Origin of the sequence: Bacillus sp. MM09(2025) (assembly GCF_050496725.1) — a bacterium.
GTDB lineage: Bacteria > Bacillota > Bacilli > Bacillales > Bacillaceae > Bacillus > Bacillus pumilus.
Map to the genome: position 1 here is coordinate 259,861 of NZ_JBNWEN010000003.1, position 25,187 is coordinate 285,047.

Annotated in this window: 28 protein-coding genes, 1 pseudogene and 2 riboswitches; of the genes and pseudogenes, 25 read left to right on the plus strand and 4 right to left on the minus strand. The window is 40.9% G+C overall.

Annotated features, from left to right (window positions below):
- Positions 1–94: 94 nt before the first annotated feature.
- From ACQYAC_RS05570 to ACQYAC_RS05590, 5 genes and pseudogenes are all read left to right on the plus strand, one after another.
- Positions 95–439 carry a hypothetical protein gene (locus ACQYAC_RS05570; protein ID WP_108611148.1) on the plus strand — a complete coding sequence of 115 codons (345 nt, stop codon included), beginning with the start codon at positions 95–97 and terminating at the stop codon, positions 437–439.
- Positions 440–545: 106 nt separating this feature from the next.
- A riboswitch (FMN riboswitch) is annotated at positions 546–687 on the plus strand.
- A gap of 254 nt (positions 688–941) precedes the next feature.
- A complete protein-coding gene (gene ribE / locus ACQYAC_RS05575; protein ID WP_429942883.1) occupies positions 942–1,592 on the plus strand; it encodes a riboflavin synthase in 651 nt (216 codons plus the stop codon).
- Positions 1,593–1,603: 11 nt separating this feature from the next.
- Positions 1,604–2,191 (plus strand): annotated as a pseudogene (gene ribB / locus ACQYAC_RS05580) (3,4-dihydroxy-2-butanone-4-phosphate synthase); the annotation flags it as partial.
- Positions 2,192–2,257: 66 nt separating this feature from the next.
- A complete protein-coding gene (gene ribH / locus ACQYAC_RS05585) occupies positions 2,258–2,722 on the plus strand; it encodes a 6,7-dimethyl-8-ribityllumazine synthase (protein ID WP_012010433.1) in 465 nt (154 codons plus the stop codon).
- A gap of 113 nt (positions 2,723–2,835) precedes the next feature.
- Positions 2,836–3,189, plus strand: a complete 354-nt coding sequence (locus tag ACQYAC_RS05590; protein WP_003215830.1) for a GNAT family N-acetyltransferase — start codon at positions 2,836–2,838, stop codon at positions 3,187–3,189.
- Positions 3,190–3,213: 24 nt separating this feature from the next.
- Here the strand turns inward: ACQYAC_RS05590 and ACQYAC_RS05595 are convergent, their stop codons facing one another.
- Positions 3,214–3,738: a DUF309 domain-containing protein gene (locus ACQYAC_RS05595; protein WP_429942884.1), complete on the minus strand. Its 525-nt coding sequence runs from the start codon at positions 3,736–3,738 to the stop codon at positions 3,214–3,216.
- Positions 3,739–3,825: 87 nt separating this feature from the next.
- Positions 3,826–3,918 (minus strand): YjcZ family sporulation protein, encoded by a 93-nt coding sequence (locus tag ACQYAC_RS05600; protein ID WP_012010430.1) that lies wholly within the window; start codon positions 3,916–3,918, stop codon positions 3,826–3,828.
- A gap of 208 nt (positions 3,919–4,126) precedes the next feature.
- Between ACQYAC_RS05600 and ACQYAC_RS05605 the strand changes: the two genes are divergently transcribed.
- The 15 genes from ACQYAC_RS05605 to ACQYAC_RS05675 all read left to right on the plus strand — a co-directional run bounded on the left by ACQYAC_RS05605 (position 4,127) and on the right by ACQYAC_RS05675 (position 17,939).
- The gene (locus ACQYAC_RS05605) at positions 4,127–4,885 is read left to right on the plus strand and encodes a segregation/condensation protein A (protein ID WP_012010429.1); all 759 of its coding nucleotides are present in this window, start codon (positions 4,127–4,129) and stop codon (positions 4,883–4,885) included.
- Entirely contained in the window at positions 4,875–5,468 is a 594-nt protein-coding gene (scpB, locus tag ACQYAC_RS05610; RefSeq protein WP_034661126.1) for an SMC-Scp complex subunit ScpB, read from the plus strand. Before ACQYAC_RS05605 ends, scpB begins: the two co-directional genes overlap by 11 nt.
- A gap of 113 nt (positions 5,469–5,581) precedes the next feature.
- Positions 5,582–6,061, plus strand: coding sequence for a YpuI family protein (locus ACQYAC_RS05615; protein ID WP_058014781.1), 480 nt, complete (start codon positions 5,582–5,584; stop codon positions 6,059–6,061).
- Positions 6,062–6,173: 112 nt separating this feature from the next.
- Positions 6,174–7,325, plus strand: coding sequence for a D-alanyl-D-alanine carboxypeptidase family protein (locus tag ACQYAC_RS05620; protein ID WP_429942885.1), 1,152 nt, complete (start codon positions 6,174–6,176; stop codon positions 7,323–7,325).
- Positions 7,313–7,900, plus strand: coding sequence for a nucleoside recognition domain-containing protein (locus tag ACQYAC_RS05625; RefSeq protein WP_106037951.1), 588 nt, complete (start codon positions 7,313–7,315; stop codon positions 7,898–7,900). Before ACQYAC_RS05620 ends, ACQYAC_RS05625 begins: the two co-directional genes overlap by 13 nt.
- A 4-nt stretch (positions 7,901–7,904) precedes the next feature.
- Positions 7,905–8,441 (plus strand): spore maturation protein, encoded by a 537-nt coding sequence (locus ACQYAC_RS05630; protein WP_058014782.1) that lies wholly within the window; start codon positions 7,905–7,907, stop codon positions 8,439–8,441.
- Between the two features lie 137 nt (positions 8,442–8,578).
- Complete coding sequence (rluB, locus tag ACQYAC_RS05635) at positions 8,579–9,313, plus strand: 23S rRNA pseudouridine(2605) synthase RluB (RefSeq protein WP_061410248.1); 735 nt, start codon at positions 8,579–8,581, stop codon at positions 9,311–9,313.
- A gap of 90 nt (positions 9,314–9,403) precedes the next feature.
- Positions 9,404–9,934, plus strand: a complete 531-nt coding sequence (gene resA, locus ACQYAC_RS05640; protein WP_429942886.1) for a thiol-disulfide oxidoreductase ResA — start codon at positions 9,404–9,406, stop codon at positions 9,932–9,934.
- 1 nt (position 9,935) lies between these two features.
- Positions 9,936–11,615, plus strand: coding sequence for a cytochrome c biogenesis protein ResB (gene resB / locus ACQYAC_RS05645; protein WP_429942887.1), 1,680 nt, complete (start codon positions 9,936–9,938; stop codon positions 11,613–11,615).
- Positions 11,599–12,777 carry a c-type cytochrome biogenesis protein CcsB gene (ccsB, locus tag ACQYAC_RS05650; RefSeq protein WP_429942888.1) on the plus strand — a complete coding sequence of 393 codons (1,179 nt, stop codon included), beginning with the start codon at positions 11,599–11,601 and terminating at the stop codon, positions 12,775–12,777. The genes resB and ccsB overlap by 17 nt, the downstream gene beginning before the upstream one ends.
- Positions 12,778–12,864: 87 nt before the next feature.
- Complete coding sequence (locus ACQYAC_RS05655) at positions 12,865–13,587, plus strand: response regulator transcription factor (RefSeq protein WP_003215596.1); 723 nt, start codon at positions 12,865–12,867, stop codon at positions 13,585–13,587.
- Complete coding sequence (locus tag ACQYAC_RS05660) at positions 13,584–15,365, plus strand: ATP-binding protein (RefSeq protein WP_061408400.1); 1,782 nt, start codon at positions 13,584–13,586, stop codon at positions 15,363–15,365. The genes ACQYAC_RS05655 and ACQYAC_RS05660 overlap by 4 nt, the downstream gene beginning before the upstream one ends.
- A gap of 202 nt (positions 15,366–15,567) precedes the next feature.
- Positions 15,568–16,176: an RNA polymerase sigma factor SigX gene (gene sigX / locus ACQYAC_RS05665; RefSeq protein WP_003215976.1), complete on the plus strand. Its 609-nt coding sequence runs from the start codon at positions 15,568–15,570 to the stop codon at positions 16,174–16,176.
- Positions 16,088–17,194 (plus strand): sigma X negative regulator, encoded by a 1,107-nt coding sequence (locus ACQYAC_RS05670; RefSeq protein WP_429942889.1) that lies wholly within the window; start codon positions 16,088–16,090, stop codon positions 17,192–17,194. Before sigX ends, ACQYAC_RS05670 begins: the two co-directional genes overlap by 89 nt.
- Before the next feature lie 100 nt (positions 17,195–17,294).
- Positions 17,295–17,939 carry a M23 family metallopeptidase gene (locus ACQYAC_RS05675; RefSeq protein ID WP_169057071.1) on the plus strand — a complete coding sequence of 215 codons (645 nt, stop codon included), beginning with the start codon at positions 17,295–17,297 and terminating at the stop codon, positions 17,937–17,939.
- Between the two features lie 35 nt (positions 17,940–17,974).
- On the opposite strand, the gene serA is transcribed toward ACQYAC_RS05675, so the two are convergent.
- Positions 17,975–19,549: a phosphoglycerate dehydrogenase gene (gene serA / locus ACQYAC_RS05680; RefSeq protein ID WP_429942890.1), complete on the minus strand. Its 1,575-nt coding sequence runs from the start codon at positions 19,547–19,549 to the stop codon at positions 17,975–17,977.
- Between the two features lie 287 nt (positions 19,550–19,836).
- A riboswitch (FMN riboswitch) is annotated at positions 19,837–19,968 on the plus strand.
- 144 nt (positions 19,969–20,112) lie between these two features.
- Here serA and ACQYAC_RS05685 point away from each other — a divergent pair.
- Positions 20,113–20,694 carry an ECF transporter S component gene (locus tag ACQYAC_RS05685; protein ID WP_012010414.1) on the plus strand — a complete coding sequence of 194 codons (582 nt, stop codon included), beginning with the start codon at positions 20,113–20,115 and terminating at the stop codon, positions 20,692–20,694.
- 34 nt (positions 20,695–20,728) lie between these two features.
- Here the strand turns inward: ACQYAC_RS05685 and ACQYAC_RS05690 are convergent, their stop codons facing one another.
- Complete coding sequence (locus tag ACQYAC_RS05690) at positions 20,729–20,977, minus strand: ferredoxin (protein WP_003215700.1); 249 nt, start codon at positions 20,975–20,977, stop codon at positions 20,729–20,731.
- Positions 20,978–21,244: 267 nt separating this feature from the next.
- Between ACQYAC_RS05690 and ACQYAC_RS05695 the strand changes: the two genes are divergently transcribed.
- Genes ACQYAC_RS05695 through ACQYAC_RS05710 form a run of 4 tightly spaced genes read left to right on the plus strand, consistent with a single transcriptional unit; the run spans position 21,245 to position 25,142 of the window.
- Positions 21,245–22,297 (plus strand): helix-turn-helix domain-containing protein, encoded by a 1,053-nt coding sequence (locus ACQYAC_RS05695; RefSeq protein WP_429942891.1) that lies wholly within the window; start codon positions 21,245–21,247, stop codon positions 22,295–22,297.
- Complete coding sequence (locus tag ACQYAC_RS05700; RefSeq protein WP_429942892.1) at positions 22,290–23,798, plus strand: RecQ family ATP-dependent DNA helicase; 1,509 nt, start codon at positions 22,290–22,292, stop codon at positions 23,796–23,798. Before ACQYAC_RS05695 ends, ACQYAC_RS05700 begins: the two co-directional genes overlap by 8 nt.
- Positions 23,795–24,436 carry a CPBP family intramembrane glutamic endopeptidase gene (locus ACQYAC_RS05705; protein WP_058014792.1) on the plus strand — a complete coding sequence of 214 codons (642 nt, stop codon included), beginning with the start codon at positions 23,795–23,797 and terminating at the stop codon, positions 24,434–24,436. The genes ACQYAC_RS05700 and ACQYAC_RS05705 overlap by 4 nt, the downstream gene beginning before the upstream one ends.
- On the plus strand, positions 24,381–25,142 hold the full coding sequence (locus ACQYAC_RS05710; protein ID WP_429942893.1) for a LysM peptidoglycan-binding domain-containing protein: 762 nt from the start codon (positions 24,381–24,383) through the stop codon (positions 25,140–25,142). Before ACQYAC_RS05705 ends, ACQYAC_RS05710 begins: the two co-directional genes overlap by 56 nt.
- Positions 25,143–25,187: the final 45 nt, after the last annotated feature.

Here is a 25,187-nt window from a genome sequence, read left to right on the forward strand (position 1 = left end):
CCATTAATGGAAATCAGCTTTTTTGGTTTTATTTCATCAAAAGAAGGAATAAAACATACAAATAGGCGAAGTGCAGATGATGGAGGTTCTAAATATGGGGAAAATTAAATTGAAAATAGCCATTTTATTTGTTTTACTGCTTTTTTTAGGCGCAGGTTATTTATACATGAATGGCATGAAAATTGAAGATGTGCCAACAGCCATTGGTGAAAGCTTAACAAATAATGATAAAGATTATACCATCTATGAATATACCATTACGAAAATTGACGGAGATGAATATTACGGTCAAGCAAAAAACGGCACGAAAATCATTTTTAATGGAAAGAAATTCGAAGATGATGTGGCCGACTTGAAGAAAGGCGATCGTATTAAAGCCTACTTTAGTAATGAAAAAAGAATAGATGGTCTTATAAAAGTAGTAAAAGTCGTTAATTAACAAGTCTCCTTTCCTATAAGGAGGCTTTTTTTTGTGAAAAATCTTGATTGTTGCATTTGCCAACAAGGATCGCTATAATATCCCCTAAGGACAGCTGAATATCGATTGTATCCTTCGGGGCAGGGTGAAAATCCCGACCGACGGTAATAAAGCAAATGCTTTACAGCCCGTGACCCGTTAATTTATTAACGGTTGATTCAGTGAAAAGCTGAAGCCGACAGTGAAAGTCTGGATGGGAGAAGGATAAAGAAAGCTATGAACGAAAAATATTTGTTGATCATAGTTTTATTTCTAATGCAAAAAAGCCAAAGCCCCGGAATTTTTTCCGGGGCTTTCTGTATGTACATGTAGTGAATAGACCGGCATGCAGTGTTTATTAGGTGATCCCTCATCTACCTTGTATGGACCATAAAAAGCGACGAAGGTGCTCAATCGATCACATGTCCCTAACATCGCTTTTTTAAAAAGTGAGAAATACAAATGAAAAGAAAGGGAGGATCACATGTTTACGGGGATAATTGAAGAAGTAGGCACCGTTCAGTCATTAAGCAAAAAGTCAGCAGATGCCATGGAAATTGTCATTCAGTGTAGCCGTGTGCTAGAAGATGTTCACCTTGGAGACAGTATAGCGATCAATGGTGTATGTCTTACAGTCACAAGCTTTACAAAAGCACAGTTCGCAGCAGATGTGATGCCAGAGACGGTCAAAGCGACATCACTGGATCAGCTGACATCAGGCAGTCCAGTGAATTTAGAGCGGGCCATGTCCTCGAATGGACGGTTCGGCGGTCATTTTGTCTCAGGCCATGTTGACGGGACGGCAGTCATTACCCGAATAGAAAAGAAAAGTAATGCCATTTACTATGATTTAGAGATGGACAAGACCCTCACAGATATGCTCACGCAAAAGGGTTCGATCGCAATAGATGGTGTCAGCTTAACCATTTTCGATTTGCAAGATTCACACGTCACAGTCTCTATTATTCCTCATACGCTTGAAGGAACTATTTTCCCGACTAAATCTATGGGAGATACTGTGAATATAGAGTGTGACATGATCGGTAAATACATCTATCGCTTTTTAACAAAAGAACAAGGCGAAAAGCAGCCATCTCGATTGACCCCATCATTTTTAAAAGAGCACGGATTCTAGGAGGCGATTGTATGTATCATTCAGTAGAAGAAGCAGTAAACGCTCTAAAAGAAGGAGAAATCATTATCGTTGTGGATGATGAAGACAGAGAAAACGAAGGAGATTTTGTGGCACTTGCTGAGCATGCCACGCCTGAAGTGATTAACTTTATGGCTTTACATGGAAGAGGCCTCATTTGTACACCAGTTCAAGCGTCGATTGCTAAACATCTGAACCTGCATCCAATGGTAGAACAAAATACAGATGCACACCATACAGCTTTTACTGTGAGCATCGATCATGTGACAACGACGACTGGTATTAGTGCTTTTGAGCGCTCTATGACCATGCTTGCCATGTTAAATAAAGACGCAACACCAGAAGAATTTGCCCGCCCAGGTCATGTATTTCCGCTCATTGCAAAAGAAGGCGGCGTACTAGAAAGACCAGGTCATACAGAGGCAGCAGTAGATCTTGCGAAACTGGCAGGTTCAGAGCCAGCGGGTGTCATATGTGAAATTATGAATGTAGATGGCTCAATGGCGCGGGTTCCAGAACTAAAAGAAATCCAAAAACAGCACGGTTTAAAAATGCTGACAATAGAAGCATTACAGACCTATTTAAATCATAAAGAAACAGCTTCTATCGAAACAAAATAAAAAATCACAAAAAAGGATGATCAACATATGAATACAATACAAGGGCATGTAGTAGCAGAAGGACTAAAATTTGCAATTGTCGTCGCGAGATTTAATGACTTTATTACAAGTAAACTGCTTGACGGAGCAGAAGATACATTGCTCAGACACGGAGCAAACGGTGACGATATTGATGTTGTGTGGGTACCGGGTGCTTTTGAAATTCCGTACATGGCAAAAAAACTAGCTGAAACAGAGAAATACGATGCTGTCATTACACTTGGAACTGTAATCAGGGGCGCAACAACTCACTATGATTATGTTTGTAATGAAGCCGCTAAAGGAATTGCTCAAAGTGCCATGTCAACAGGTGTACCGATTATCTTCGGTGTACTAACAACAGAATCCATTGAACAAGCCATCGAAAGAGCCGGAACAAAAGCTGGAAATAAAGGCAGCGAATCGGCTGCAGCTGCCATTGAAATGGCGAATCTCAATCGTACCTTTCGTTAATTTAGTGAAAAAGAGTTTAAAAACGGTATAAAAATGTTTATAATGTGTGATGAGCAAATGATTCGTGAGACATTTGCTGGACATAAGGATAATTTGAATATTGAGGGGTATATATGTTAATTCGTTATAAGAGGTCTTTTGAAAAAATTGCCATGGGGCTACTTTCCTTCATGCCGGGTGAGAAAGACGTCAAACAGCTTCAGCAGACGATGAAGTCTTATGAAATGGATGAAAATCGGCAGCTGTTCCTTTGGAAAGATGGCGAGGATATCGTAGGTGCCATTGGTGTGTTGAAAACAGACGACCAAGTACAAATCGAGCATATTAGTGTGAATCCATCCCATCGTGATCAAGGAATCGGCAAGGAAATGGTTTTAGCCGTGGAAGAGGTATTCAAAACCAAAACACTCATTCCAAATGAATTAACGCAAGGCTTCTTTCATAAGTGTCACAGCGAAACAAACTAAATATCACACATGTAAAAGCAGAGGCTACAGTCCTCTGCTTTTTTTACGCTCGATTTGCTTTTTTCGTTCAAGTAATACATCTGTCCGGTCGCGCAGTCTATGTTTTTCGATCAAAAATGTGTGGGATAAGTTGCTCTCCTGGCCAAAGGTCAGTCCTTCTTTTTGAGCCATTTCTTGGCATAGAAACAGAAGCGCTTCATCTTTAATCGGGAGCATCACACTTTCGTATGACATGTCTTCAGCCATTTTCTTCTTCAGCGTTCTCAGAAGTATGAGAAACGCCTCATCATCCAGACCGAGGTTCGATAATACCGGCCGGTTTGCTTCCAGCAAGTGGAGGCTATTTGAAATGAGCCGTTTTGAACCTTTTCCATTTCCCCGTCTTTGATGATACAAAGCAACGGCAAGCTGAATGAAGCCAACCCAATATTCTTTGCGCTGCTCAGGCGGGTCTTCCTTCCAATATTCCTCAAGAATTTCATGACACTCAAAATAATCTCTTGTCGTATGAAATTCATGTAAAAAAGCCACGTACGCTTCAGGATACACAGTGGTCATCTCCTTTTCCACTCTCAGTCTAACATATTGAAAAGAAAAGAAGAAAGAGCGCCCTTCGTGAAAGGACGCTCTGTTTCTTTAATAAACCCAAGCCGCGCCAACGATGATCAGCAAGATGAAAAGCACGACAATAAGCGCGAAACCTCCGCCAAAGTTATAGCCATCTCCCATAATGATACGGCCTCCTTTTTCATCAGTTCTGTTTACAATGGTATTCTATGTATAAATGCCCTGAGTGGTATGGGCGAATCCAATGTTTTTCTTATTTTGCCTAGGACATCATGGTCGAAATTATATTGGACGAGAGCTTTATCCTGTCTTATACTAAAGGTTAGCCGGTGAAACGGTACTTAGAAGACAGTAGAAATGGTGAGAAAAAATGCTGGAATATCAGGTGAAAATAGATTCGTTTGAAGGTCCTTTGGATTTGCTTTTACATTTAATCAACCGGTTGGAAATTGATATTTATGATATTCCCGTTGCTAAAATTACGGAGCAGTATTTATTATATGTCCACACCATGAGGGAGCTTGAACTTGATGTGGCAAGTGAATATTTGGTGATGGCTGCAACCCTCCTGAGTATTAAAAGCAGAATGCTCCTTCCGAAACAAGAGGAAGAGCTATTTGATGAAGACCTGCTTGAAGAGGAAGAGGACCCTCGAGAAGAACTGATTGGTAAACTCATTGAATACCGAAAGTATAAAGATGCAGCACAAGAACTAAAGGAACGCGAGGAAGAAAGGCAAAATGCCTTTACAAAACCCCCGAGTGATTTAAGCGAATTTGCAAAAGAATCGGAAGCGAAGGACACAAACTTGCATGTCACGGTGTATGATATGTTAGGTGCGTTCCAAAAGGTATTGAACCGAAAAAAAATAACGAAACCAGCACCATCTAGGATTACAAGACAAGAAATTCCGATTGAAGACAAAATGAATGAGATTATGAACCATTTAAGAAAAACGAAAAAGCGCACCAATTTCATGACTCTATTTCAACATGATCAAAAGGAGCACCTTGTCGTGACGTTTCTTGCTGTTCTTGAATTGATGAAAAGTCATCAAATCATGTTAGAGCAGGAAGGAAACTTTGAAGACATTTATATAATAGGGAGTGAAACGATTCATGACGCTTGATATCGTGAATTGGAAAGCCATCATAGAAGCGCTGCTTTATGCAGCAGGTGACGAAGGCTTAACAAAAAAACAGCTCATGTCTGTTCTTGAAGTAGAAGAGGCAGCGTTACTCGACATGATGTCTGCCGTAAAGGAAGAATATCAAAAACAAGAACGAGGAATTGAGCTCATTGAATATGCAGATTCTTATATGCTGTTGACGAAAAAAGAATACAGCATTTATTTGAAAAAATTAGTCGAGACCCCATCCAAAGGTTTGTCTCAAGCAGCCCTTGAAGTACTCGCAATCGTTTCTTATAAACAGCCGATCACACGCAGTGAGGTAGAAGAAATTAGAGGAGTCAAATCAGAGCGGGTGCTTCATAGTTTAGTAGCCAAAGCGCTGCTCTGTGAAGTTGGACGTGCTGATGGACCTGGGCGAGCAATTCTTTATGGGACAACACCGACCTTTTTAGAGCAGTTTGGCTTAAAGGCATTGGATGAATTACCGCCGCTTCCAGAGAATGTAGAAGCAGATGGTGTACAAGAAGAAGCTGATCTATTTTTTGAAAACTTCAATCAAACATTTGAAGAGATAAAATAGTTCAAAAGAATGAAAAAGGTATGATAAAATATAAAAAAGATTTTAGGTCTAACATCTATTGATGTCAGATAAAATGGTCATAAAGCCATGAGGGGAAGGTAAACACAAAACAAATGGCACATATGAATGTAAAGGCTCAAGTTGATCAAGCAGGCGTCTTTTTATCAAAGGTTGCAACTGAAATGAATGGTTTTCTGAATGAAGCTACCTTATCAAGTATGAAACGATTAAACCCTGAAGCGGAAGCCTATTATTGTGACATATTGAATACATTACGGAAGCTTGCAGTGTACAGTGAGGATGCAGCGGCAGTTTGCAGGAAAATCAGCCAGCAGCAGACATTCCCGCAGCAAGCCGCGCAGCAGACGCTTCACCGTATTTATCATCGATGTATTGAAGAGTTTTTCACGCCGAAAAAGGATACATGGTATGAAGACAGCCGTTCCGCGTATACAGGAAAGAGCAGCATTGTTTTCCACCATGAAGTATCCGCTGAGATCAAACGATTATTTTCTTCATTAGAAAAAGATTTTTTAGCGATGAGGGAAGAGCTAGAATATACGACATCTCATCAGCAAATGAAAATGGTATAGCAAGAGGAAAAAGCGTCTCTACATATAGAGACGCTTTTTTTTATGGACGAGGCATCATAACTTTTTCAGCCGCGCATACACTTGTACAAAACGGACAAGGACGTGAATGAACATGCCCTATTTAAAAATTGGAACAGCAGTCCTTCTTCTATTTACACTCTTACTGCCCTTTTCCTCACATGCCAAAGCAGATATGTCATTATCGGTGAGTGCAAGAAGCGCCATTTTAATAGATGGACAGTCAGGCAGAGTCCTATTTGGAAAGGACGAGCATGAAAAAAGAAGAATCGCCAGTATTACAAAAATAATGACGGCGGTATTAGCCATTGAATCAGGGAAAATGAAAGACACCGTCAAAGTATCAAAGCGCGCGATTCAAGCAGAGGGCTCATCGATTTATTTAAAAGAAGGGCAGAAGGTGAGCCTAGAAGACTTGACATACGGGCTTATGCTGCGTTCTGGAAATGATGCAGCTGTTGCCATTGCAGAGCATGTGGGCGGCAGCTTAGAAGGATTTATTTTTATGATGAATCAAAAAGCATCTGAACTAGGAATGGAGAATACGAATTTTCAAAATCCGCATGGACTGGATGATCATAAACATCATTATTCATCAGCCTATGACATGGCCATCTTAACAAAATACGCCATGGAGCATAAACAATATCAAAAAATTGCGGGCACGACTTTCTATAAAGCAAAAACGATGGAGGGCTATTGGAAAAATAAAAACAAGCTCCTTACTGGTTTATATCAATATTCTACTGGAGGGAAAACGGGATATACGAAGCTTGCGAAACGCACACTTGTCTCTACAGCTGCAAAAGGAGATGCGGCGCTGATCGCTGTGACCATTAATGCGCCAGATGATTGGAAGGATCATATCTCTATGTTTGAATATGCATTTGATCACTATAAAACGTACGTACTTGCTGAAAAAGGAAGACTCGCTTCATTAAAGGGAACCTTTTACGAAAAAAAGGCATTTATCAAACGTGATGTGGACTATTTTTTAAATGAAGATGAGAAAAAGCTAGTAGAAATTGAAACGGAAATGCTTACTCCTCAAAAAAAGTGGAAAAAAAACGCCGAAGCCATCCCGGATGTGGTAGGGCAAATGACGTTTTTACTAGATGGTCAGGTGATCGAGCAAGTACCGATTTTTTATGAAAATAAACGAAATCGAATGCCACAAAAAAGCTTTCAAGAAATGTTTAAGTCTGTCTTTCAGACATCTATAGGCGGATCTTCATGGTCAATCTAATTTGGGTATTCCTCACTGTCATCGGTCTTGTGTATGCGATGTTCAACGGAACGATGGAGGAAGTAAACGAAGCTGTATTTAAGGGATCAAAGGAAGCAGTGACCATTTCAATTGGTCTGATTAGTGTCCTCGTTTTTTGGCTCGGGCTGATGAAGATTGCAGAAGAGGCAGGTTTGTTAAATTTCTTTAGTAAATTGTGCCGTCCCTTTATTTCAAAGCTATTTCCGGAAATTCCGCCTAACCATCCTGCGATGGGATATATTTTGTCCAATCTGATGGCGAATTTCTTTGGTCTTGGGAATGCCGCTACACCGCTTGGAATTAAGGCGATGGAGCAGATGAAAGCATTAAACGGCGGGAAAAATGAAGCAAGCCGGTCCATGATTACATTTTTAGCGGTCAACACATCCTCTATCACACTCGTGCCAACAACCGTCATTGCGATTAGAATGACCTATGGTGCAGATCAGCCAACAGACATTGTAGGGCCAACCATTTTGGCGACACTCATTTCAGGCATTGGTGCCATTCTCATTGATCGCTATTTCCACTATCGCAGAAGCAGGCGGGGGTGATCTCGTGTCATTTATTAACTGGCTGTCACTTGCTTTGATCCCACTGATCATCGCAGGAATTTTAATTGCGGGAACCATTAAAAAGGTACCGACCTATGAAACATTTGTCGAGGGCGGGAAAGAGGGTATTCAAATTGCCTTTTCAATCATTCCTTATTTAGTCGGCATGCTCGTGGCTATTACGATATTCCGCGCGTCTGGTGCGCTTGAATTTGTCATGGGCCTGTTAAAACCCGTGTTTACAGCGATCGGCTTCCCGGCAGAAGTAGTGCCGCTTGCGTTTATTCGTCCGATATCTGGCACAGCTGCACTTGGGATGACATCAGACCTCATTGCGACATATGGACCAGATTCTTTTATCGGACAGCTCGCAGCTGTCATGCAAGGGTCAACTGATACCACTCTCTACGTTTTAACGGTCTATTTTGGGGCAGTCGGTATTAAAAAAATGGGAGATGCGCTGAAAGTAGGTTTGTTAGCGGACCTCATTGGAATCATTGCATCTGTCATCATTGTCAGTTTGTTATTTAGCGGCGCCTAAAGAGGCGCTTTTTTGTCTTTCAATGGATGGGAAATTGCTTTTTAGCTGAAATTAAACAGACGAATCGCTTATTTTTCCACGAATGCTTGTTTGTTTTAAGTCAAGCAAGTAAGATAGTACATGAGGTGAAAGACAAAATGGAACGTTTACAGAAAGTAATTGCACATGCCGGCGTCGCTTCAAGACGAAAGGCAGAAGAATTAATTAAAGAAGGTCGAGTTACCGTTAATGGTCAAACAGTGACAGAGCTCGGAGTAAAAGTGGGCTCTTCAGATAAAATTGAAGTCAACGGATTAAAGCTTGAAAGAGAAGAACCGGTTTACTTTATGCTTTATAAACCGCGCGGCGTCATTTCAGCTGCCGAGGATGATAAAGGACGTAAGGTGGTCACAGATTTCTTTGATGACATCCCGCAGCGCCTTTATCCAATCGGCCGGTTAGATTATGATACGAGCGGTTTGATTTTAATTACAAATGACGGGGAATTTGCCCATAAGCTCATGCATCCGAAATATGAAATTGATAAAACATATGCAGCGAAGCTAAAAGGAATCCCATCAAAGGAATTGCTGAGAAAGCTAGAAAAAGGGATCATGTTAGATCATAAAAAAACTGCACCTGCCCGTGCGAAAATGCTTTCGATTGATAAGCGAAAGCAGACATCTATTGTTCAATTAACCATTCATGAAGGCAGAAACAGACAAGTGCGCCGCATGTTTGAAGCGATCGGTCATGATGTGCTAAAGCTAAAAAGAGAGCAATATGCGTTCCTTCATATTGAAGGCATGAGACCGGGAGACCGCAGAGAATTGTCTCCACATGAAGTGAAGCGTCTGAGAGCGATTGCGGATCACGGAAAAAGCGCTTTTTAATTTTCACATAAACTTCAAAAAATGAAGAAGCATCAAAAGAAGGAGAATGCTATAATTTACCTGAATGTCTATGGGGAAGGGGTACTTCAGATGAAAAAAAGACGGTTTTTCATACGGACGGGCATTCTCCTCGTGATGCTTGCTGCATTATGTTATACCATGTATAACTCAGTATTTGCCAAACAGGATCGGGTGAAAGAGGGAGCTATTGCGCCAAACTTTGTCCTTCAATCTGTGGATGGGGAACGGATTGAACTAAAGGACTTAAAAGGCAAAGGCGTCTTTCTTAATTTTTGGGGGACCTGGTGTGGTCCGTGTAAACAAGAATTCCCTTACATGGCAAATCAATATGAAGTGTTCAAGGATCGCGGTGTGGAAATTGTTGCAGTGAATGTTGGGGAATCCAATATTGCCGTGAAAAATTTTATGGAATCCTATGGCGTGAATTTTCCTGTTGCCATGGACAAAGATCGTCAAGTGACAGAGGCATATGATATTACGCCGCTGCCAACCACATTTTTAATTAATCCTGAAGGCAAGGTAATCAAAGTCATAAAGGGAACCATGACAGAACGCAATGTCTATGAATATATGAATTTGATTAAACCAAAGGGGTCATAGAATGAAAGAGGTAAAATGCGAGTGTGGACATATTAATCCAATCGGTACTGTTTTATGTGAATCCTGCGGGAATCCTATTGCGGCTAAAGAGAAAAACTCTTCAAAGCTGCTTGATATGAGATACGACGGCAGTGCGAGACGCTCGCAAACATACAACAAAACGATTGTTGATAAAGTATGGAACTTTTTTTCTTCCGTTAAGGTGGGTGTGTGGCTGATTGTCATTACACTGCTTGCTTCCTCATTAGGAACGATTTTTCCGCAGGAGCGATTTATTCAGCCAGGTGCATCTGCTTCCACTTACTATGAAGAGCAATATGGGTCGTTTGGCAAGCTGTATTACACACTTGGATTCCATGATCTTTATAATTCTTGGTGGTTTTTAGCTCTAGTTGCATCCATCGGAATCTCCCTTGTCATTTGCAGTCTCGACCGGGTTATTCCTCTTTATCGAGCACTCAAAAACCAAGGGGTTATCAAAAAAGAAGGCTTTATGAGAAGACAGCGTCTGTTCAGTGAGACAGACAAAACGTTAGATCAGCATACATATGAAGGCATCATGAAAGCAATGAAACAAAAGCGTTACCGAGTACGAGAAGAAAACGGACATATTTTAGCGGAAAAAGGTCGCTTCTCACGCTGGGGCCCTTACGTCAATCACATTGGATTAATCATCTTTCTCATTGGATCAATGCTCCGGTTTGTCCCAGGCATGTATGTGGATGAAACGCTGTGGGTTAGAGAGGGTGAAACTGCCCCAATTCCAGGCACAGATGGTCAATATTTTTTGAAAAATAATGCGTTTTCAATTGACCGCTATGAAACTGAAAATGAAAAAGAAGTGTTTGAGAATGCGATTGAAAGAGCTGGCGACGGTCAAGTAGTGAAAAGTTATAAAACCGATGCCACTTTATACAAACGTGAAGGGGAAGTTGTGTTTGGTGAAAAGCCCAAGCTGAAGCAGGTATCAGAACACGATATTAAAGTGAACGAACCGCTCAAGTTTGATCATTTCTCATTATATCAAGTGGATTTTAAACAAAATGAACTCGATCAAATGGTCTTTCAGCTGATTCGTAAAGATACTGAAAAATCTTTCGGAACAGTGAAGATTAATCTGCTGGAGCCTAAGTCAGAATATGATCTTGGTAGCGGTTACAAAGTCAAAGTGATGAGCTATCTCCCTGATTTTTATTTTGACGATGATGGAACGCCAAGTACGAAAACAAGGAATCCGAATAATCCTGCTTTCGTGTTTGAAATGGTTTCTCCTGAAAAGCCTAAAGGTGAAAAAAGCTTTGTGGCGATTCAAGAGACAGTTGAGGGTTCTGATAACAACCTATATAAAATGAAGTTTGATCGAGTGGAAACCAAAAACGTCACGGGATTGACGGTGAGAAAAGATTTAACTCTTGGGGTGCTCATCGTAGGCGGGATCATCTTCATGATTGGTGTCGTGCAGGGGATGTATTGGCAGCATAGAAGAATTTGGCTGTCTGCAAAGGATGGAAAAGTATTCGTGGCAGGACACACAAACAAAAACTGGTTTGGCTTAAAGTCTGATCTTGGTGTGATCCTAAGTGACAGTGGCATCAAACAGCCAGTTGATCAAAAAGAACTGCCTGATACAACAAGTATCAGCAAAAGCAAGGGGGAAGGATTAGATGGCAGCAGTCAGTGAAAACCTGTTATTTGCAGCTTTTCTATTGTATTTAGCGGCAGTTCCTTTTTTTGGTGGTGCCATTAAAGGAAAAAAGAAAGTTGATGGACCGCGCAAAAATAAGGCGGCACTTATCGGTATTACGCTCACCATCATCGGTTTTTTAAGTCAATTTGGCTACTTTATTTCAAGATGGATGGCGTCTGGTCATGCACCAGTCAGTAATTTGTTTGAATTCACAACGGCTTTTGGCATGATGCTTGTGCTCGCATTCATCATTTTATATTTTGTGTATCAAGTGTCGGTACTTGGTTTATTTACACTTCCAATCGCTTTATTGATTATTGCCTATGCAAGCATGTTCCCATCTGATATATCACCGCTAATTCCTTCATTACAAAGTAATTGGCTTTATATTCACGTGACAACAGCAGCACTAGGGCAAGCTATTTTAGCGATCAGCTTTGTGGCGGGTGTCATCTTCTTATTAAAGCATGTCGATCAAACTAAACCAGGTAAGAAGACATTTGGTTTAGAGCTTGTCATGTTTATGATTGTTGTGACACTTGCATTTATCGCAGTCACGTCCATCTTTAGAATGACAGGATACGAAGCGAAATTTAATTGGGTCGATAAAAATAAAGAGGAAAGTGTGATGGTCTATGAGCTGCCAGCTCTAGTTGGACCTCATAAAGGAGAGCTTGTGACGCAAGATCGTTTGGAACCGTTTGTTGATTTGCCGCCTGTTTTTTTAGGAAGAAAGGTCAATACGGTGTTATGGTCATTCGGCACGGGGCTGATCTTGTATGGGCTGATTCGGTTGATCATTCGCAAACGACTGAGCGCTCTACTTCAACCGCTCGTGAAACAGGTGAACCTAGATTTAGTCGATGAAATTGGATACAGGGCTGTTTCCATTGGTTTCCCTGTATTTGCGTTAGGCGGACTCATTTTTGCAATGATCTGGGCGCAAATTGCATGGACTCGGTTCTGGGGCTGGGACCCGAAGGAAGTATGGGCATTGATTACGTTTCTCTTTTATGCAGCCTACCTTCATCTTCGCTTATCCAGGGGCTGGCATGGCGAAAAGTCCGCTTGGTTAGCTGTCATCGGATTCGCCATCATTATGTTTAATCTCATCTTTGTCAATCTCGTGATTGCAGGGCTTCATTCTTACGCGTAATCACATGAAAAAGGCCAACTTTTTATGAATCGATTCGGCTTTTTGTTAAAATGAATGTAACAACGGAGAAAGCAGGAGGATTGTCTAATGGAACACACAACTCAAACGAAAATATTAGTCGTAGATGATGAGGCAAGAATTCGCCGCCTTTTAAAAATGTATTTAGAACGTGAAAATTATGAAATAGATGAAGCTGAAAATGGAGATGAGGCCATTCAAAAAGGACTCCAAACAGATTATGACCTCATTTTGCTCGATTTAATGATGCCTGGCACAGATGGGATCGAAGTGTGTAATCAAATTCGAGACAAAAAAGCAACTCCAATCATTATGCTGACGGCAAAAGGAGAAGAAGCCAACCGCGTGCAAGGGTTTGAAGCAGGAACGGATGACTACATCGTCAAACCTTTTAGCCCGCGTGAAGTTGTTTTACGTGTGAAGGCATTGCTCAGAAGATCTTCTCAAACGTCTTATCTCAATACTGGGACAACAACAAAAGATGTACTTGTGTTTTCTCATCTTTCAATTGACCACGATGCGCATAGAGTGACAGCTGATGGCAAAGAAGTCAGTCTCACGCCGAAGGAATATGAGCTTTTATATTTCCTTGCGAAAACACCGGATAAGGTTTATGACAGAGAGAAGCTGTTAAAAGAAGTATGGCAGTATGAATTCTTTGGAGACTTGAGAACAGTTGATACCCACGTCAAACGACTACGGGAAAAGCTGAATAAAGTGTCACCAGAAGCTGCGAAAAAAATCGTGACGGTATGGGGTGTCGGTTACAAATTTGAGGTCGGCGCTGAATGAAACTGTGGAAAAGTGTCGTTGGAAAGCTATGGTTAACCATTCTCTTCCTCGTCCTCATCGTTTTATCTATTTTAACCGTGCTTCTTTTAGAGTTCATTGAAAATTATCATGTAGAAGAAGCAAAGTCAGATTTAACGCAAATGGCAAATAAAGTGGCGGTCATTTTAGAAAGCCATGACGATCAATCACTTGCAAGATCGATTACATCAGAGCTTGCTGACAAATTGACGAGTATTGCGATTATCCAAGAGGACGGGCTAGAGTGGTACTCGTCTGAAAAAGACGGGAAGCTTCCTGCGATTACAAAGAAACAAATTGAAGCAGACAGTGATTTGAATCAAGCGCTAAAAAATCGTAAAAAAATCAGTAAACGTGCAGAACCAAATGCAGGCAATCATAAAGATGAACGAATTGTCGTCGGTGTTCCATTTGAGGCAAACGGGAAAAAAGGCATGGTCTTTCTTTCTCAATCATTACTCGCTGTAGAGCAAACAACAAAACATACGACGCGTTATATCTTCCTAGCAGCTGGAATTGCCATTGTTCTGACCACTATATTCGCTTTCTTCTTATCAACACGTGTCACCTATCCGCTTAGAAAGATGAAAGAGGGAGCACAGGATCTGGCGAAAGGGAAATTTGATACAAAGATTCCTATATTAACGCAAGACGAAATTGGAGAACTGGCCATCGCCTTTAATCAAATGGGCAAGCAGCTTAAATTTCATATCACAGCCTTAAATCAAGAAAAAGAGCATCTGTCCAATATTTTAAGCAGTATGGCCGATGGTGTCATCACCATCAATATTGATGGGACGATCCTTATGACGAATCCTCCTGCAGAACGATTCTTGCAGGCATGGTATTACGAGCAAAATATGAAGATCAAAGATGGAGATGAACTGCCTCCAGAAGCGCGAGAACTGTTTCATACAGCCGTCAGCACGGAAAAAGAGCAAATGATCGAAGTCACGCTGCAAGGGCGTACTTGGGTTCTTCTCATGTCTCCGCTTTATAATCAGCAGGACGTTAGGGGAGCAGTTGCGGTCCTTCGTGATATGACAGAGGAACGAAGACTTGATAAGCTGAGAAAAGACTTCATTGCCAATGTCAGTCATGAACTTCGTACTCCGATTGCTATGCTGCAAGGATATAGTGAGGCGATTGTAGATGATATTGCAGGCTCAGAAGAGGAAAAGAAAGAGATTGCGCAAATTATTTACGACGAATCGCTTCGAATGGGACGTCTTGTGAACGATCTTCTAGACCTAGCGAGAATGGAAGCTGGCCATATTACACTGAATCTTGAATCAACGGATACAGAAGAGCTGATCGAGAAGATTTACCGCAAATTTCTCGGTATTGCAAAAGAAAAGCAAGTTGATCTCACATATGACATTCAAGTGGATGAACCCCACTTTGTACTCGATCCAGATAAGATTGAGCAGGTGTTTACGAATCTTATTGATAACGCCATTCGTCATACACCAGAGGGCGGAGAGGTTCACTTCTCGGTTCAATCGGTGGAAAGCGGTCTGAAAATGGATGTAAAAGATTCAGGAAGCGGAATCCCAGAAGAGGATCTGCCATTTATTTTCGAACGTTTCTATAAAGCGGATAAGGCAAGAACAAGAGGGCGTTCTGGTACCGGACTTGGTCTTGCGATTGTGAAGAACATCGTAGAAGCGCATCAAGGCTCCATTCATGCACATAGCAAAGCGGGTACAGGTACACACTTTACCTTTTATATTCCGAGAAAAAAGCAGGAACTCGTCTAATCCTGACGAAGAATCTTGTTACATGAGAAACACTTCTTTTCGAAAGAAAAAGAAGTGTTTTTTTTATTTTCATATTTTTAAGGAGAAGTTAAACAAAAAGCCCTTTCAAAATTGTCGAACTTGTAATATATTTGTCATAAAGTTGTAATGTAACGTTTTGTAAGAGTCACTCGACAAAAATAAGTGAACGGAGGGGTTTCCTATGCATGAAACCTTTCAAAAAATATATGATTCGTACCATCAAGATTTGTACCAGTTTTTATTTTATATGGTTAAAGATAAAAATCAGGCAGAGGATCTCGTTCAGGAGGTTTACATCCGGGTACTTCACTCATATAAAACTTTTGAAGGAAGAAGCAGCGAGAAAACATGGCTGTTTTCGATTGCAAGGCATGTGGCAATTGATTGGTTTCGCAAACAGCAAACCATTAGACAACGGGTACTCGGCACGTTTGATTGGGATAAGCAGGATGTAAAGGACCCAGACTTGCTCCCAGACGAACTGGCTGTGCAGGATGAAAATGTAAAAGAAATCTATGCCGCACTTGATCAGTGCACGATTGATCAACGAGCTGTCATCATTTTAAGATTTATCCAGGGCTACTCAATCATGGAGACGGCAAAGGCGCTAAAGTTCTCGGAAAGCAAAGTCAAAACAACGCAGCACCGAGGCCTGAAAGTGCTCCGAAAACATATGGAGCTTTTGAAGGAGGAGCTAGTGAATGAAAACGAACAGGTCCGATTGGAGCGAAGAACGAATCAAGGTGTTACTAAGTCAGCTTCCAAAGGTGGAGGACAACCGTTCATCTAAGCAAATATACCAGAAGATGCTGATGGCAAGCGGGCAGAAAAAGAAAAGTGCCAAATGGATCGGTCCAGCGGTCGCAACCGTTGTGGTTTTATTTATGGCGTTTTTAATTTCTCCTCATTTATTTCAGCCGGCTGCTCAAGATCATCAACAGCAAATGAAAATGGATTCAAGTGCTGACAAAAGTCAGGTGAACGCCACATTAGAGGCGGTCAAGCAGACTGATGGGCCCTCACACGTTGTTTCTTATAAGCAGCAGCAAAAGTATATGACCATTGCATACATAGATGAATCGACCTCTCAAGTGGTTCCAATTAGTATTGAAAAAGAGGATGGGTATGATCATTTGCAGGATATGGTGAACGCATATGAACAGGTGCAGCTGCCTGAAATGACAAAGCCCCTTCAATCTTATATGGATATGGTGGACCTTCGCGAAAAAGGAGATACACTTATTTTTCAATTAAAAAGTGATTTGTCCCTTGATACGTTAAAAGAAGCCAACCGGTTTAAGGATATGGTAAAAGAAACGCTAAAATGGAGCAAATATAAGCAGGTGCAAGTCAAGACAGCCAAAGGGTCTCATCTTCAACTGGCAAATGGAAGCGTTGGAGCAATATCGATTGAAAAACAAACAAAGCACGCTTATTATGTTTTAGAGAATAAGAGCGGGACTTTTTTGGTGCCGTCAAAAGCGCATTATTCATCGTATGAAGATGCGGTAGAAGCCATGAAGCGTACAAGCGATGCAGGACTTGATCCATTAATTAAAGACGAACCGATTAAAGAAGTGACGTCTAAAGGAAAACATGTGACCATTACGTTTGGAGCAACAGCGCGATTATCGGACTCAAATGATCATATTTTACTCATTGAAGGTCTGCTGCTCTCAGCAAAAGATTTTGGTTTTACAGAGGTTACCATTCAACAGGCAGGAACAGATCAAGTGGGGCCGTATGAATTAGAAGAACCGATAGAGGTGCCAGCTCTGCCGAATCCAGTTGTCATAAAAGACCGTTAAAGGACGCGAGAAATTGCGTTCTTTTTTGATGTATAGAAAATAGCTTCCTTGCTGTATACTAAGCTGTCATAAAAAGAACCTCAAAGAAGGGGAGTCACTGATGAAAAGGTATTGCTTCATATGTGCCAGCTGTTTTTTGATGATCTTTTCGCCTTTTGCTCATGCACAGGAAACAAGCGAATGGGTGGAGCCGATAAAAGGAGAAGTCACGGATTTGTTTGGGACAAGAGGCGGCTCGCACATGGGATTAGATATAGCTGCGCCAGAAGGAGAATCCATCTTTGCTGCAAGTGAAGGTGTGGTCTCGCGTTCGTATGTATCTGCTACATATGGCGAGGTTGTGTTTATCCAGCATCCAAATGGATATGAAACCGTCTATGCACATCTACATGAGCGTTTTGTTAAAAAGGGTGACCATGTAGAAGCAGGACAGCCAATTGGCATTATCGGCAACACAGGGGCGTCTAGAGGCACTCATTTGCATTTTGAGGTGCACAGGGGTCATTGGTCAGCCAGCAAAGAAGATGCGGTAGATCCACTCACAATCATTGCGATGGATCGCTTCCAAGAGCCGGCTCTACATGTAAACGGACAAGAGAACAATACATATCTCATTAAACAAGGAGATACCCTTTGGTCGATTGCAAAGGCGCATGAGATGACTGTGGAACAATTGAAAAAGATCAATGAGCTGTCCACTCATCTCATCCGAACGGGAGATCGTTTAATGATTTCAAAACAATAAACCTCATGCATTTGCATGAGGTTTATCATGATTTTTTATAGGTCGATCAGGTGCACAGAAAGTATATCTTGCACTTCGGTTAATTTTTTGACAATTTCGTCCTCGAGATGCTTGTCGAAAGAAAGCATCATGATGGCTTCGCCGCCTTTTTCTTTACGTCCTACCTGCATTGTCGCAATGTTGACATCATGGTCGCCTAAAATTTGTCCAACCTTTCCAATCACACCAGGTGCATCAGTATGCTGGATGTAGACAAGGTGTCCATCTGGATAAAAATCAATATTAAATCCATTAATGGAAACAACGCGTTCTCCTAAATGCGGGATATAGGTTGCTTTTAGAGTAAAGGTTGAAAGGTCGCCTTTGACTTCAATAGAAATGCTGTTTTCGTAACCAGATTCGCTGGAAGAAATCTTTTCACTAAAGCTAATGCCGCGTTCTTTTGCCACCATTCCAGCATTGACTTCATTTACAGTCGAATCAACACGCTCTTTTAAAAAGCCTGACAGGAGACTTTTTGTAATAAAGGATGTTTCGAGTTTTGAAATAGAGCCTTCGTAAGAGATGCCTACTTCTTTTACCGGTTCTCTCATTGATTGAGAGACAAGACGTCCGAGCTTTCCTGCAAACTGATGATAAGGCTGAATTTTTTTGAACTCATCTTTTGTCATCGCTGGTAGATTAATAGATGACATAACAGGGAGTCCTTTTGCAAATTGAAGTACTTCTTCAGATACTTGTGCCGCTACATTTAATTGTGCTTCTTTCGTCGATGCGCCAAGATGCGGAGTTGCAATGACGAGCGGATGATCTACAAGCGGATTATCAGTAGGAGGTTCTACCTCAAATACATCGAGTGCAGCTCCTGCAACATGGCCGCTTTCAAGCGCTTCAAGAAGGTCACGCTCATCAATAATACCACCGCGTGCACAGTTCACTAGGCGGACGCCTTTTTTCGTTTTTGCAATTGTTTCTTTATTGAGAAGCCCTCTTGTTTCTTTTGTTAACGGGGTATGTACAGTGATGATATCTGATACTTCGAGTACTTCATCAAGTGACTTGGCATTGACACCGATTTTTTCTGCACGTTCCTTTGTCAGAAATGGGTCAAATACGTTGACTGTCATGCCAAATGCTCTTGCGCGCTGGGCAATTTCGCTTCCGATTCTGCCAAGTCCAACAATCCCAAGAGATTTTCCATAAAGCTCAGCACCAACATATGCACCTCTGTTCCATTCTTTTGATTTCACAGAAATGTTAGCTTGTGGAATATGACGCATGAGTGAAGAGATCATCGCAAATGTATGCTCAGCTGTGGAGATCGTATTACCGTTTGGTGCATTGATCACAATGACGCCATGCTTGGTTGCTTCATCAATATCAATATTGTCTACTCCCACACCGGCACGGCCGACAATTTTTAATGAAGTCATTTTTTCATAAAGCTCTTTGGTCACTTTCGTCGCACTTCTGACAAGTAAAGCATCAAATGTGTGTAATTCATCTTCTGCTTCTGCTACATTTTTTTGGACAATTTCAACAAAATCTGATTCTAAAAGTGGTAAAAGACCGTCATTGCTCATTTTATCTGAGACTAATACTCGAAACATCGTAAGATTTCCTCCTAAAATAAACGTCATAAATATCTGATAATTTACCATATTCCTTTTCACTGTGTCAATCAAATTAAAGCAGTAAAGCGAAAAAGAAAACACGAACATTTCTTGGTGTCTTTATCAAGAATGGACACCTTTAAACAAAAGATAACCAATTTTTTCGCATTTGTCATTATAATTTTTAAGTTTTTTGCGATTTCTTAAAACTGATGAAATTGCTCAGGATTTTTATCTGTACAAATGCTCATATATCATATATAATGATGTCGAATTGAATAATGATCAATCTTCGGGGCAGGGTGCAATTCCCTACCGGCGGTGATGAGCATAGTCTCTAAGCCCGCGAGCCTTTTTTGGCAGGATTCGGTGTGATTCCGAAGCCGACAGTATAGTCTGGATGGGAGAAGATGGAGGTTCGTAAACGTTGAAAACTTGGTTTTTCACACGTTTATTTGTCTAGCCTAAATTCCCCGCTCCTGTTTTCGTGAGCGGTTTTTTTGTGGCTGAAATTGAACAATCCTCTTTTCGAAAGATTTGATCGAAAAGGAGAGAGAATATTGAATCAAAGTAAAGTAAAACGTTTAGTCGTCACCAGTATGCTTAGCAGTATTTCGTTCGTGTTAATTTTATTGGATTTCCCTTTCCCAGGGCTTCCAGCGTATTTGAAAATTGATTTCAGCGATATCCCAGCGATTATTGCGATTTTAATTTATGGGCCAGGTGCAGGAATTGCCGTTGAGGCATTAAAAAATGTTCTGCATTATCTCATTCAAGGCAGTATGTCCGGCGTTCCAGTTGGGCAAGTCGCGAACTTCATTGCAGGCACACTATTCATCTTACCAGTCGCCTTTATGTTCAAAAAAATTAAATCAGCAAAAGGAATGGCTTGGTCAATGATCATGGGTACATTACTTATGACTGTGATGATGAGCATTTTAAATTACTTCTTATTCCTGCCAGCTTACACATGGTTTTTAAACGCACCAGAACTATCAGATCATGCGCTCAAGACGACCATTACAGCAGGGATTTTACCTTTTAACTTTATTAAAGGAATCATCATTACCATCGTATTTAGCTTCATTTTTGTGAAAATGCGTCCATGGTTTGAAAATAAACGCCGACTTCAAAATAGTTAATATAAAAAAAGCCCCTGCATAAGGGGCTTTTATACTATTCATGCTTAAGTGGGTCACCCTCGAAAGATTCGTCCGCAACTTTGATTGAGTCAGTTGGACATCCTTCAAATGCATCAAGCATATCTTCTTCAAGTACTTCTGGAACTTCTACAGTCCCTTGGTTGTCGTCAAGCGTAACAAATGCAATGCCTTCATCATCATAATCATAAATGTCTGGAGCAGCTGCACCGCATGCGCCGCAAGCAATACATGTGTCTTTGTCTACAATTGTATATTTTGCCATGTTAAAAAAATACCTCCCAAATAGTTCGATGGAACACATGGTTTAACCTTTTTAGTTTCATCGATAAAAAACGATTTCCTCAAACCTTATTGTAATGATTTTAAATTCACATTTCAACTGTAAAGTGATTGAGAATGCTTATCACATAAGGGTTTGTTCATAACTTTCCCCTATAAATTGAGTTTAAACATTTCTTCTTGTATGAAATCTGTTAAAATAAAGGGAGAAAATATTCGAATTTTGTCAGGAAGACAGGTGCTTTGATGAATGACTCTTCATTATTTGGATGTCATGTTAATGGACAGCGTATATAAATTGAACGGCGAACGCTCCATTAGTGCTGTCTACCATCTTTTTAAAGGAAAAAAATCATCACAAACCATACAGGACGCCAGCTTGTTTGAGCTTTCCAGGTACTTCGGCTGTTACCCGGGGTTTACGAGGGATCAGCTGAATCGTTCTGCTTTAAAGCTTGAAGAGAAGCACTACATTAGAAAAACCGATGAGACACTCAGCATCACTGAAGCAGGGAAGCAAATGCTGCACCAGCATTTTTCTGAAAAACCGATGCCTGCTTATTTTCATGGTGCCAAATGCCATGATAAAGCAAAGATGCTATGGATGAGGCTCTCTTTACTTGTACAAGTGCTTTCTCACCATATGGCTGGATCGCATCAATATGTTCCAATACAAAGAGATGTCTCGGTTCAAAGCTGGACGAAGTCTTTTTTGAAGCAGCATCAGCAGAAAAGCAAGCTTTCAGAAGATCTGCATCATGAAATGGAACACCTCCTAATCAACCTAAGTGATCAAGAGGCACTGATTTTTGTTTACTCATTGACCTCAAATGAACGAATCGGGCGTACGTATCAGCAAATGGCGGAGTGGATGAAAGAAGATGTGTGGTATGTGTACATGCTTTTTTGGAATGTACTCCATTATTTTATTCAATCTGCCCAAAAAGGTGAGGCGCCGATTTTGCAGCAGCTCGTAGGTGACCTTGAATTCAAACGCGTGTTAACAACTTCTACTCACAAAACACTTGAGCTTGTCCAAAAAGGATTTGATATTGAACAAATTGCTCACATTCGTTCATTAAAAAAGGCAACGATTGAAGATCATATCGTGGAGCTGTCGATACATGAGCCAAGCTTTTCAATAGATCCCTATGTGAGTATAAAAGAGCAGCGGGAGATCCTTGCTGTAGCCAGAGAGCTGCAAACAAATAAAATGAAGCTGATTAAAGAAAAACTCGAGCATCCATTTACTTATTTTCAAATACGATTGGCACTGACAAGGATGGTGAAAGCAAATGGATAAGCTTCATCAGACGCTCATGCGATACTTTGGCCATGACACATTTAAAGCAGGTCAAGAGGACATTATTCGAAGTGTACTGCAACAAAAAGATACGGTTGCCATGCTGCCTACTGGTGGAGGGAAGTCACTTTGCTATCAAATTCCCGGTTATATGACAGACGGGTTGGTTCTGATTATTTCGCCGCTTTTATCGCTTATGGAGGACCAAGTCGAACGAATGAAAATGCGCGGAGAAAAACGAGTGGCGGCGCTTAATAGCACATTGTCTTTTCAGGAGAAGCGACATATCATTCGGCATTTGCCATCATATAAATTTTTATTTGTCGCACCTGAGGCATTAATGTCAGAAGTGCTGCTTGAACAGCTCAAATCGATGCGTATTGGTCTGTTTGTCGTCGATGAAGCGCATTGTATATCAGAATGGGGGCATGATTTCCGTCCCGAATATTCGAAGCTTGGAGAATGGAGAGAAGCGTTAGGTCATCCTGTGGCTTTAGCTCTTACAGCTACAGCAACGAAACAAACGCTAAAAGATACTGTGCAAACGCTAAGATTACAGCATCCAGACTTTCATATTCATTCTGTCAACCGTCCGAACATTGCCTTAGTCAAAGAAGTGCACGAATCGAAAGAAGCAAAAGAGAAACGGGCCATTGAGCTTGCGGATTTTCTGCAAGGACCAGGCATTATTTATTGCCCAACCCGGCAAATGACAGAAGAGCTTGCTCTCTGTATGAAACAAAAAACCAATCAGCGTGTTGAGTTTTATCATGGCGGAATGGATGCAGGAGACCGTATGCTCATTCAGCAGCAATTTATCAGCGGTCAGCTTGATCTCATTTGCTGTACGAGTGCTTTTGGCATGGGAATCGATAAAGCGAATATCCGATTTGTCATTCATATGAGCCCTCCGCAATCGATTGAAGCATTTATGCAAGAGATTGGAAGAGCGGGAAGGGACGGGAAAAACAGTGTGAGCATTCTTTTATATACAGAAGAGGATGCAGATATTCAGCAACACTTGATCCAAGCAGAAGGATTTGACGAGCCAGAAATTGATTTCTATTTAGCCCAACTGACACAAATGCAGACAAATGATGAAAAAAAATTACGTGAACGATTGATGGAAACAGGGCTTCAGGAGACGCGTGCAAGAATGCTGACGCATTATTACATGATGCATGAGTCCGAACAGCGCCTGGCAATCCTTATGAATCTAAAAGAAAAATTACAGGACAGACAAACAGAAAAGCTGAGAAAAGTGTGGCAATTTAAAGAGCTGATCATGGATCATGACTGCTTTAGACAATCTCTGTTATCATATTTTCACGAACAGCTTGATCAAACAGAGCGCGAATCCTCTGATTATTGCTGCTCTTTTTGCGGGCTGAACCTGTCTGATTATGAAAAAAAAGAACAATCATTGGAGCTGAATGAAATGAAACACTGGAAGACTGTGCTGGATCGTATGTTTCATCTGCCAAAAGAGGCGCAGCATTGATTGAACAACATCGCCGAATCATTGAAAAATTAACCGATCGACAAGTCGTAGAACAGCTGTATTTCACTCAGTTGCTCATGCTTATCGTTTCTTTTTTACTAGGCATATTTATGTTCGATCAATGGACGGAATTTACAGCCCTTTGGCAGATTCGTGATATGCGCATTCTGACATATGGAATTGGCGGTGCTTTGCTCGTCATTATTGTGGATGCAATTGTCATGAAGGTGTTTCCTGCTCATATGTATGATGATGGCGGTTTAAATGAAAAGATGTTCAAAAACCGAAGCATCCCGCATATTGTTTGGTTAGCACTTCTCATTGCCTTTTCAGAGGAAATACTATTTCGCGGAATTGTTCAACAGCAATTTGGACTTGAGATTGCCAGCATCGTGTTTGCGCTACTTCACTTTCGCTATTTATCAAAAATACTCTTGTTTATCCTCGTGGTTTCCATTAGTATTTTTTTAGGACTTTTATACGAGTGGACGGGGAATTTGTTTGTTCCTGTTATGACACATTTTGTCATTGACTTAGTCTTTGCTTGTCAAATTCGTTTGAAATATAAGGGGAGGGATGAACATGGAAGAAATGTCGAGAATGCAGAGAAAGAAGGCGCAGCTGACAAACAATCATGACGACAATGTAGAGGAAATTCTTGAAGAAAAAGTACATCCTTCTGATGACTCTCACTTTCCTACGCGAGAAGACTTTCATGAATATAAGAAGCAGCGTACGAAAAAAGTGCGCAATCCTTTGTTTACGACATTGGCTATTATTTTTCCAATCATCGTCATCACTGTTTTCTTTCTATTGATCTACTACACTTCAAAGGAAATTAACGATAATAACAATCAAGGAGTATACATTGATAAAACCTCAAGTGCTGACACAGACCCAGTTCCGTCAGCACTAGCCGAAACAAAAAATGACGCAACCGCTGATAAAGCGGATGCGTCTGATGAAGAGAAGAAAAAGAAAGATGAAGAAAAAGAAAAGCAGCGATCAAAAGAAAAAGCAGAGCAAAAGAAAAAAGAAAAAGCTGCTAAAGAGAGAAAAGAGCGCGAAAAAGCCGCAGCTGCGAAAAAGCGTGAACAGCAGCAGCTAGCTCTCCAAAAACAGCAAGAAGAGAAAAAACGAAAAGAAGCCGAAGAGAAAAAGAAGCAGGAAGAAAAGCCAATCCGTGTCGTGCAGCACACTGTTGGACCAGAGGAAAACCTGTATCGAATTTCGATGAAATATTACAAAAGCCGATCAGGTGAAGAGAAAATAAAAGCCTACAATCATTTAAATGGGAACAGTGTATACAGTGGTCAAGTGCTCAACATTCCATTGGAAAACTAATTACCTGACATGAACGAATGAAAAAGCACATACATATGTAGAAAA

What these genes read in the sequence shown, in the direction of transcription:
- ACQYAC_RS05695 (WP_429942891.1), top strand. Translation starts at nt 21,245, where the DNA reads ATGACTCTTCATTATTTGGATGTCATGTTAATGGACAGCGTATATAAA.
- ACQYAC_RS05590 (WP_003215830.1), top strand. Translation starts at nt 2,836, where the DNA reads ATGTTAATTCGTTATAAGAGGTCTTTTGAAAAAATTGCCATGGGGCTA.
- ACQYAC_RS05620 (WP_429942885.1), top strand. Translation starts at nt 6,174, where the DNA reads ATGCCCTATTTAAAAATTGGAACAGCAGTCCTTCTTCTATTTACACTC.
- ACQYAC_RS05655 (WP_003215596.1), top strand. Translation starts at nt 12,865, where the DNA reads ATGGAACACACAACTCAAACGAAAATATTAGTCGTAGATGATGAGGCA.
- ACQYAC_RS05710 (WP_429942893.1), top strand. Translation starts at nt 24,381, where the DNA reads ATGGAAGAAATGTCGAGAATGCAGAGAAAGAAGGCGCAGCTGACAAAC.
- resB (WP_429942887.1), top strand. Translation starts at nt 9,936, where the DNA reads ATGAAAGAGGTAAAATGCGAGTGTGGACATATTAATCCAATCGGTACT.
- ACQYAC_RS05605 (WP_012010429.1), top strand. Translation starts at nt 4,127, where the DNA reads ATGCTGGAATATCAGGTGAAAATAGATTCGTTTGAAGGTCCTTTGGAT.
- resA (WP_429942886.1), top strand. Translation starts at nt 9,404, where the DNA reads ATGAAAAAAAGACGGTTTTTCATACGGACGGGCATTCTCCTCGTGATG.
- ACQYAC_RS05670 (WP_429942889.1), top strand. Translation starts at nt 16,088, where the DNA reads ATGAAAACGAACAGGTCCGATTGGAGCGAAGAACGAATCAAGGTGTTA.
- scpB (WP_034661126.1), top strand. Translation starts at nt 4,875, where the DNA reads ATGACGCTTGATATCGTGAATTGGAAAGCCATCATAGAAGCGCTGCTT.
- ACQYAC_RS05675 (WP_169057071.1), top strand. Translation starts at nt 17,295, where the DNA reads ATGAAAAGGTATTGCTTCATATGTGCCAGCTGTTTTTTGATGATCTTT.
- serA (WP_429942890.1), bottom strand. Translation starts at nt 19,549, where the DNA reads ATGTTTCGAGTATTAGTCTCAGATAAAATGAGCAATGACGGTCTTTTA.
- ribH (WP_012010433.1), top strand. Translation starts at nt 2,258, where the DNA reads ATGAATACAATACAAGGGCATGTAGTAGCAGAAGGACTAAAATTTGCA.
- ACQYAC_RS05570 (WP_108611148.1), top strand. Translation starts at nt 95, where the DNA reads ATGGGGAAAATTAAATTGAAAATAGCCATTTTATTTGTTTTACTGCTT.
- ACQYAC_RS05625 (WP_106037951.1), top strand. Translation starts at nt 7,313, where the DNA reads ATGGTCAATCTAATTTGGGTATTCCTCACTGTCATCGGTCTTGTGTAT.
- ACQYAC_RS05600 (WP_012010430.1), bottom strand. Translation starts at nt 3,918, where the DNA reads ATGGGAGATGGCTATAACTTTGGCGGAGGTTTCGCGCTTATTGTCGTG.
- sigX (WP_003215976.1), top strand. Translation starts at nt 15,568, where the DNA reads ATGCATGAAACCTTTCAAAAAATATATGATTCGTACCATCAAGATTTG.
- ACQYAC_RS05660 (WP_061408400.1), top strand. Translation starts at nt 13,584, where the DNA reads ATGAAACTGTGGAAAAGTGTCGTTGGAAAGCTATGGTTAACCATTCTC.
- ACQYAC_RS05700 (WP_429942892.1), top strand. Translation starts at nt 22,290, where the DNA reads ATGGATAAGCTTCATCAGACGCTCATGCGATACTTTGGCCATGACACA.
- ribE (WP_429942883.1), top strand. Translation starts at nt 942, where the DNA reads ATGTTTACGGGGATAATTGAAGAAGTAGGCACCGTTCAGTCATTAAGC.
- ACQYAC_RS05690 (WP_003215700.1), bottom strand. Translation starts at nt 20,977, where the DNA reads ATGGCAAAATATACAATTGTAGACAAAGACACATGTATTGCTTGCGGC.
- rluB (WP_061410248.1), top strand. Translation starts at nt 8,579, where the DNA reads ATGGAACGTTTACAGAAAGTAATTGCACATGCCGGCGTCGCTTCAAGA.
- ACQYAC_RS05615 (WP_058014781.1), top strand. Translation starts at nt 5,582, where the DNA reads ATGGCACATATGAATGTAAAGGCTCAAGTTGATCAAGCAGGCGTCTTT.
- ccsB (WP_429942888.1), top strand. Translation starts at nt 11,599, where the DNA reads ATGGCAGCAGTCAGTGAAAACCTGTTATTTGCAGCTTTTCTATTGTAT.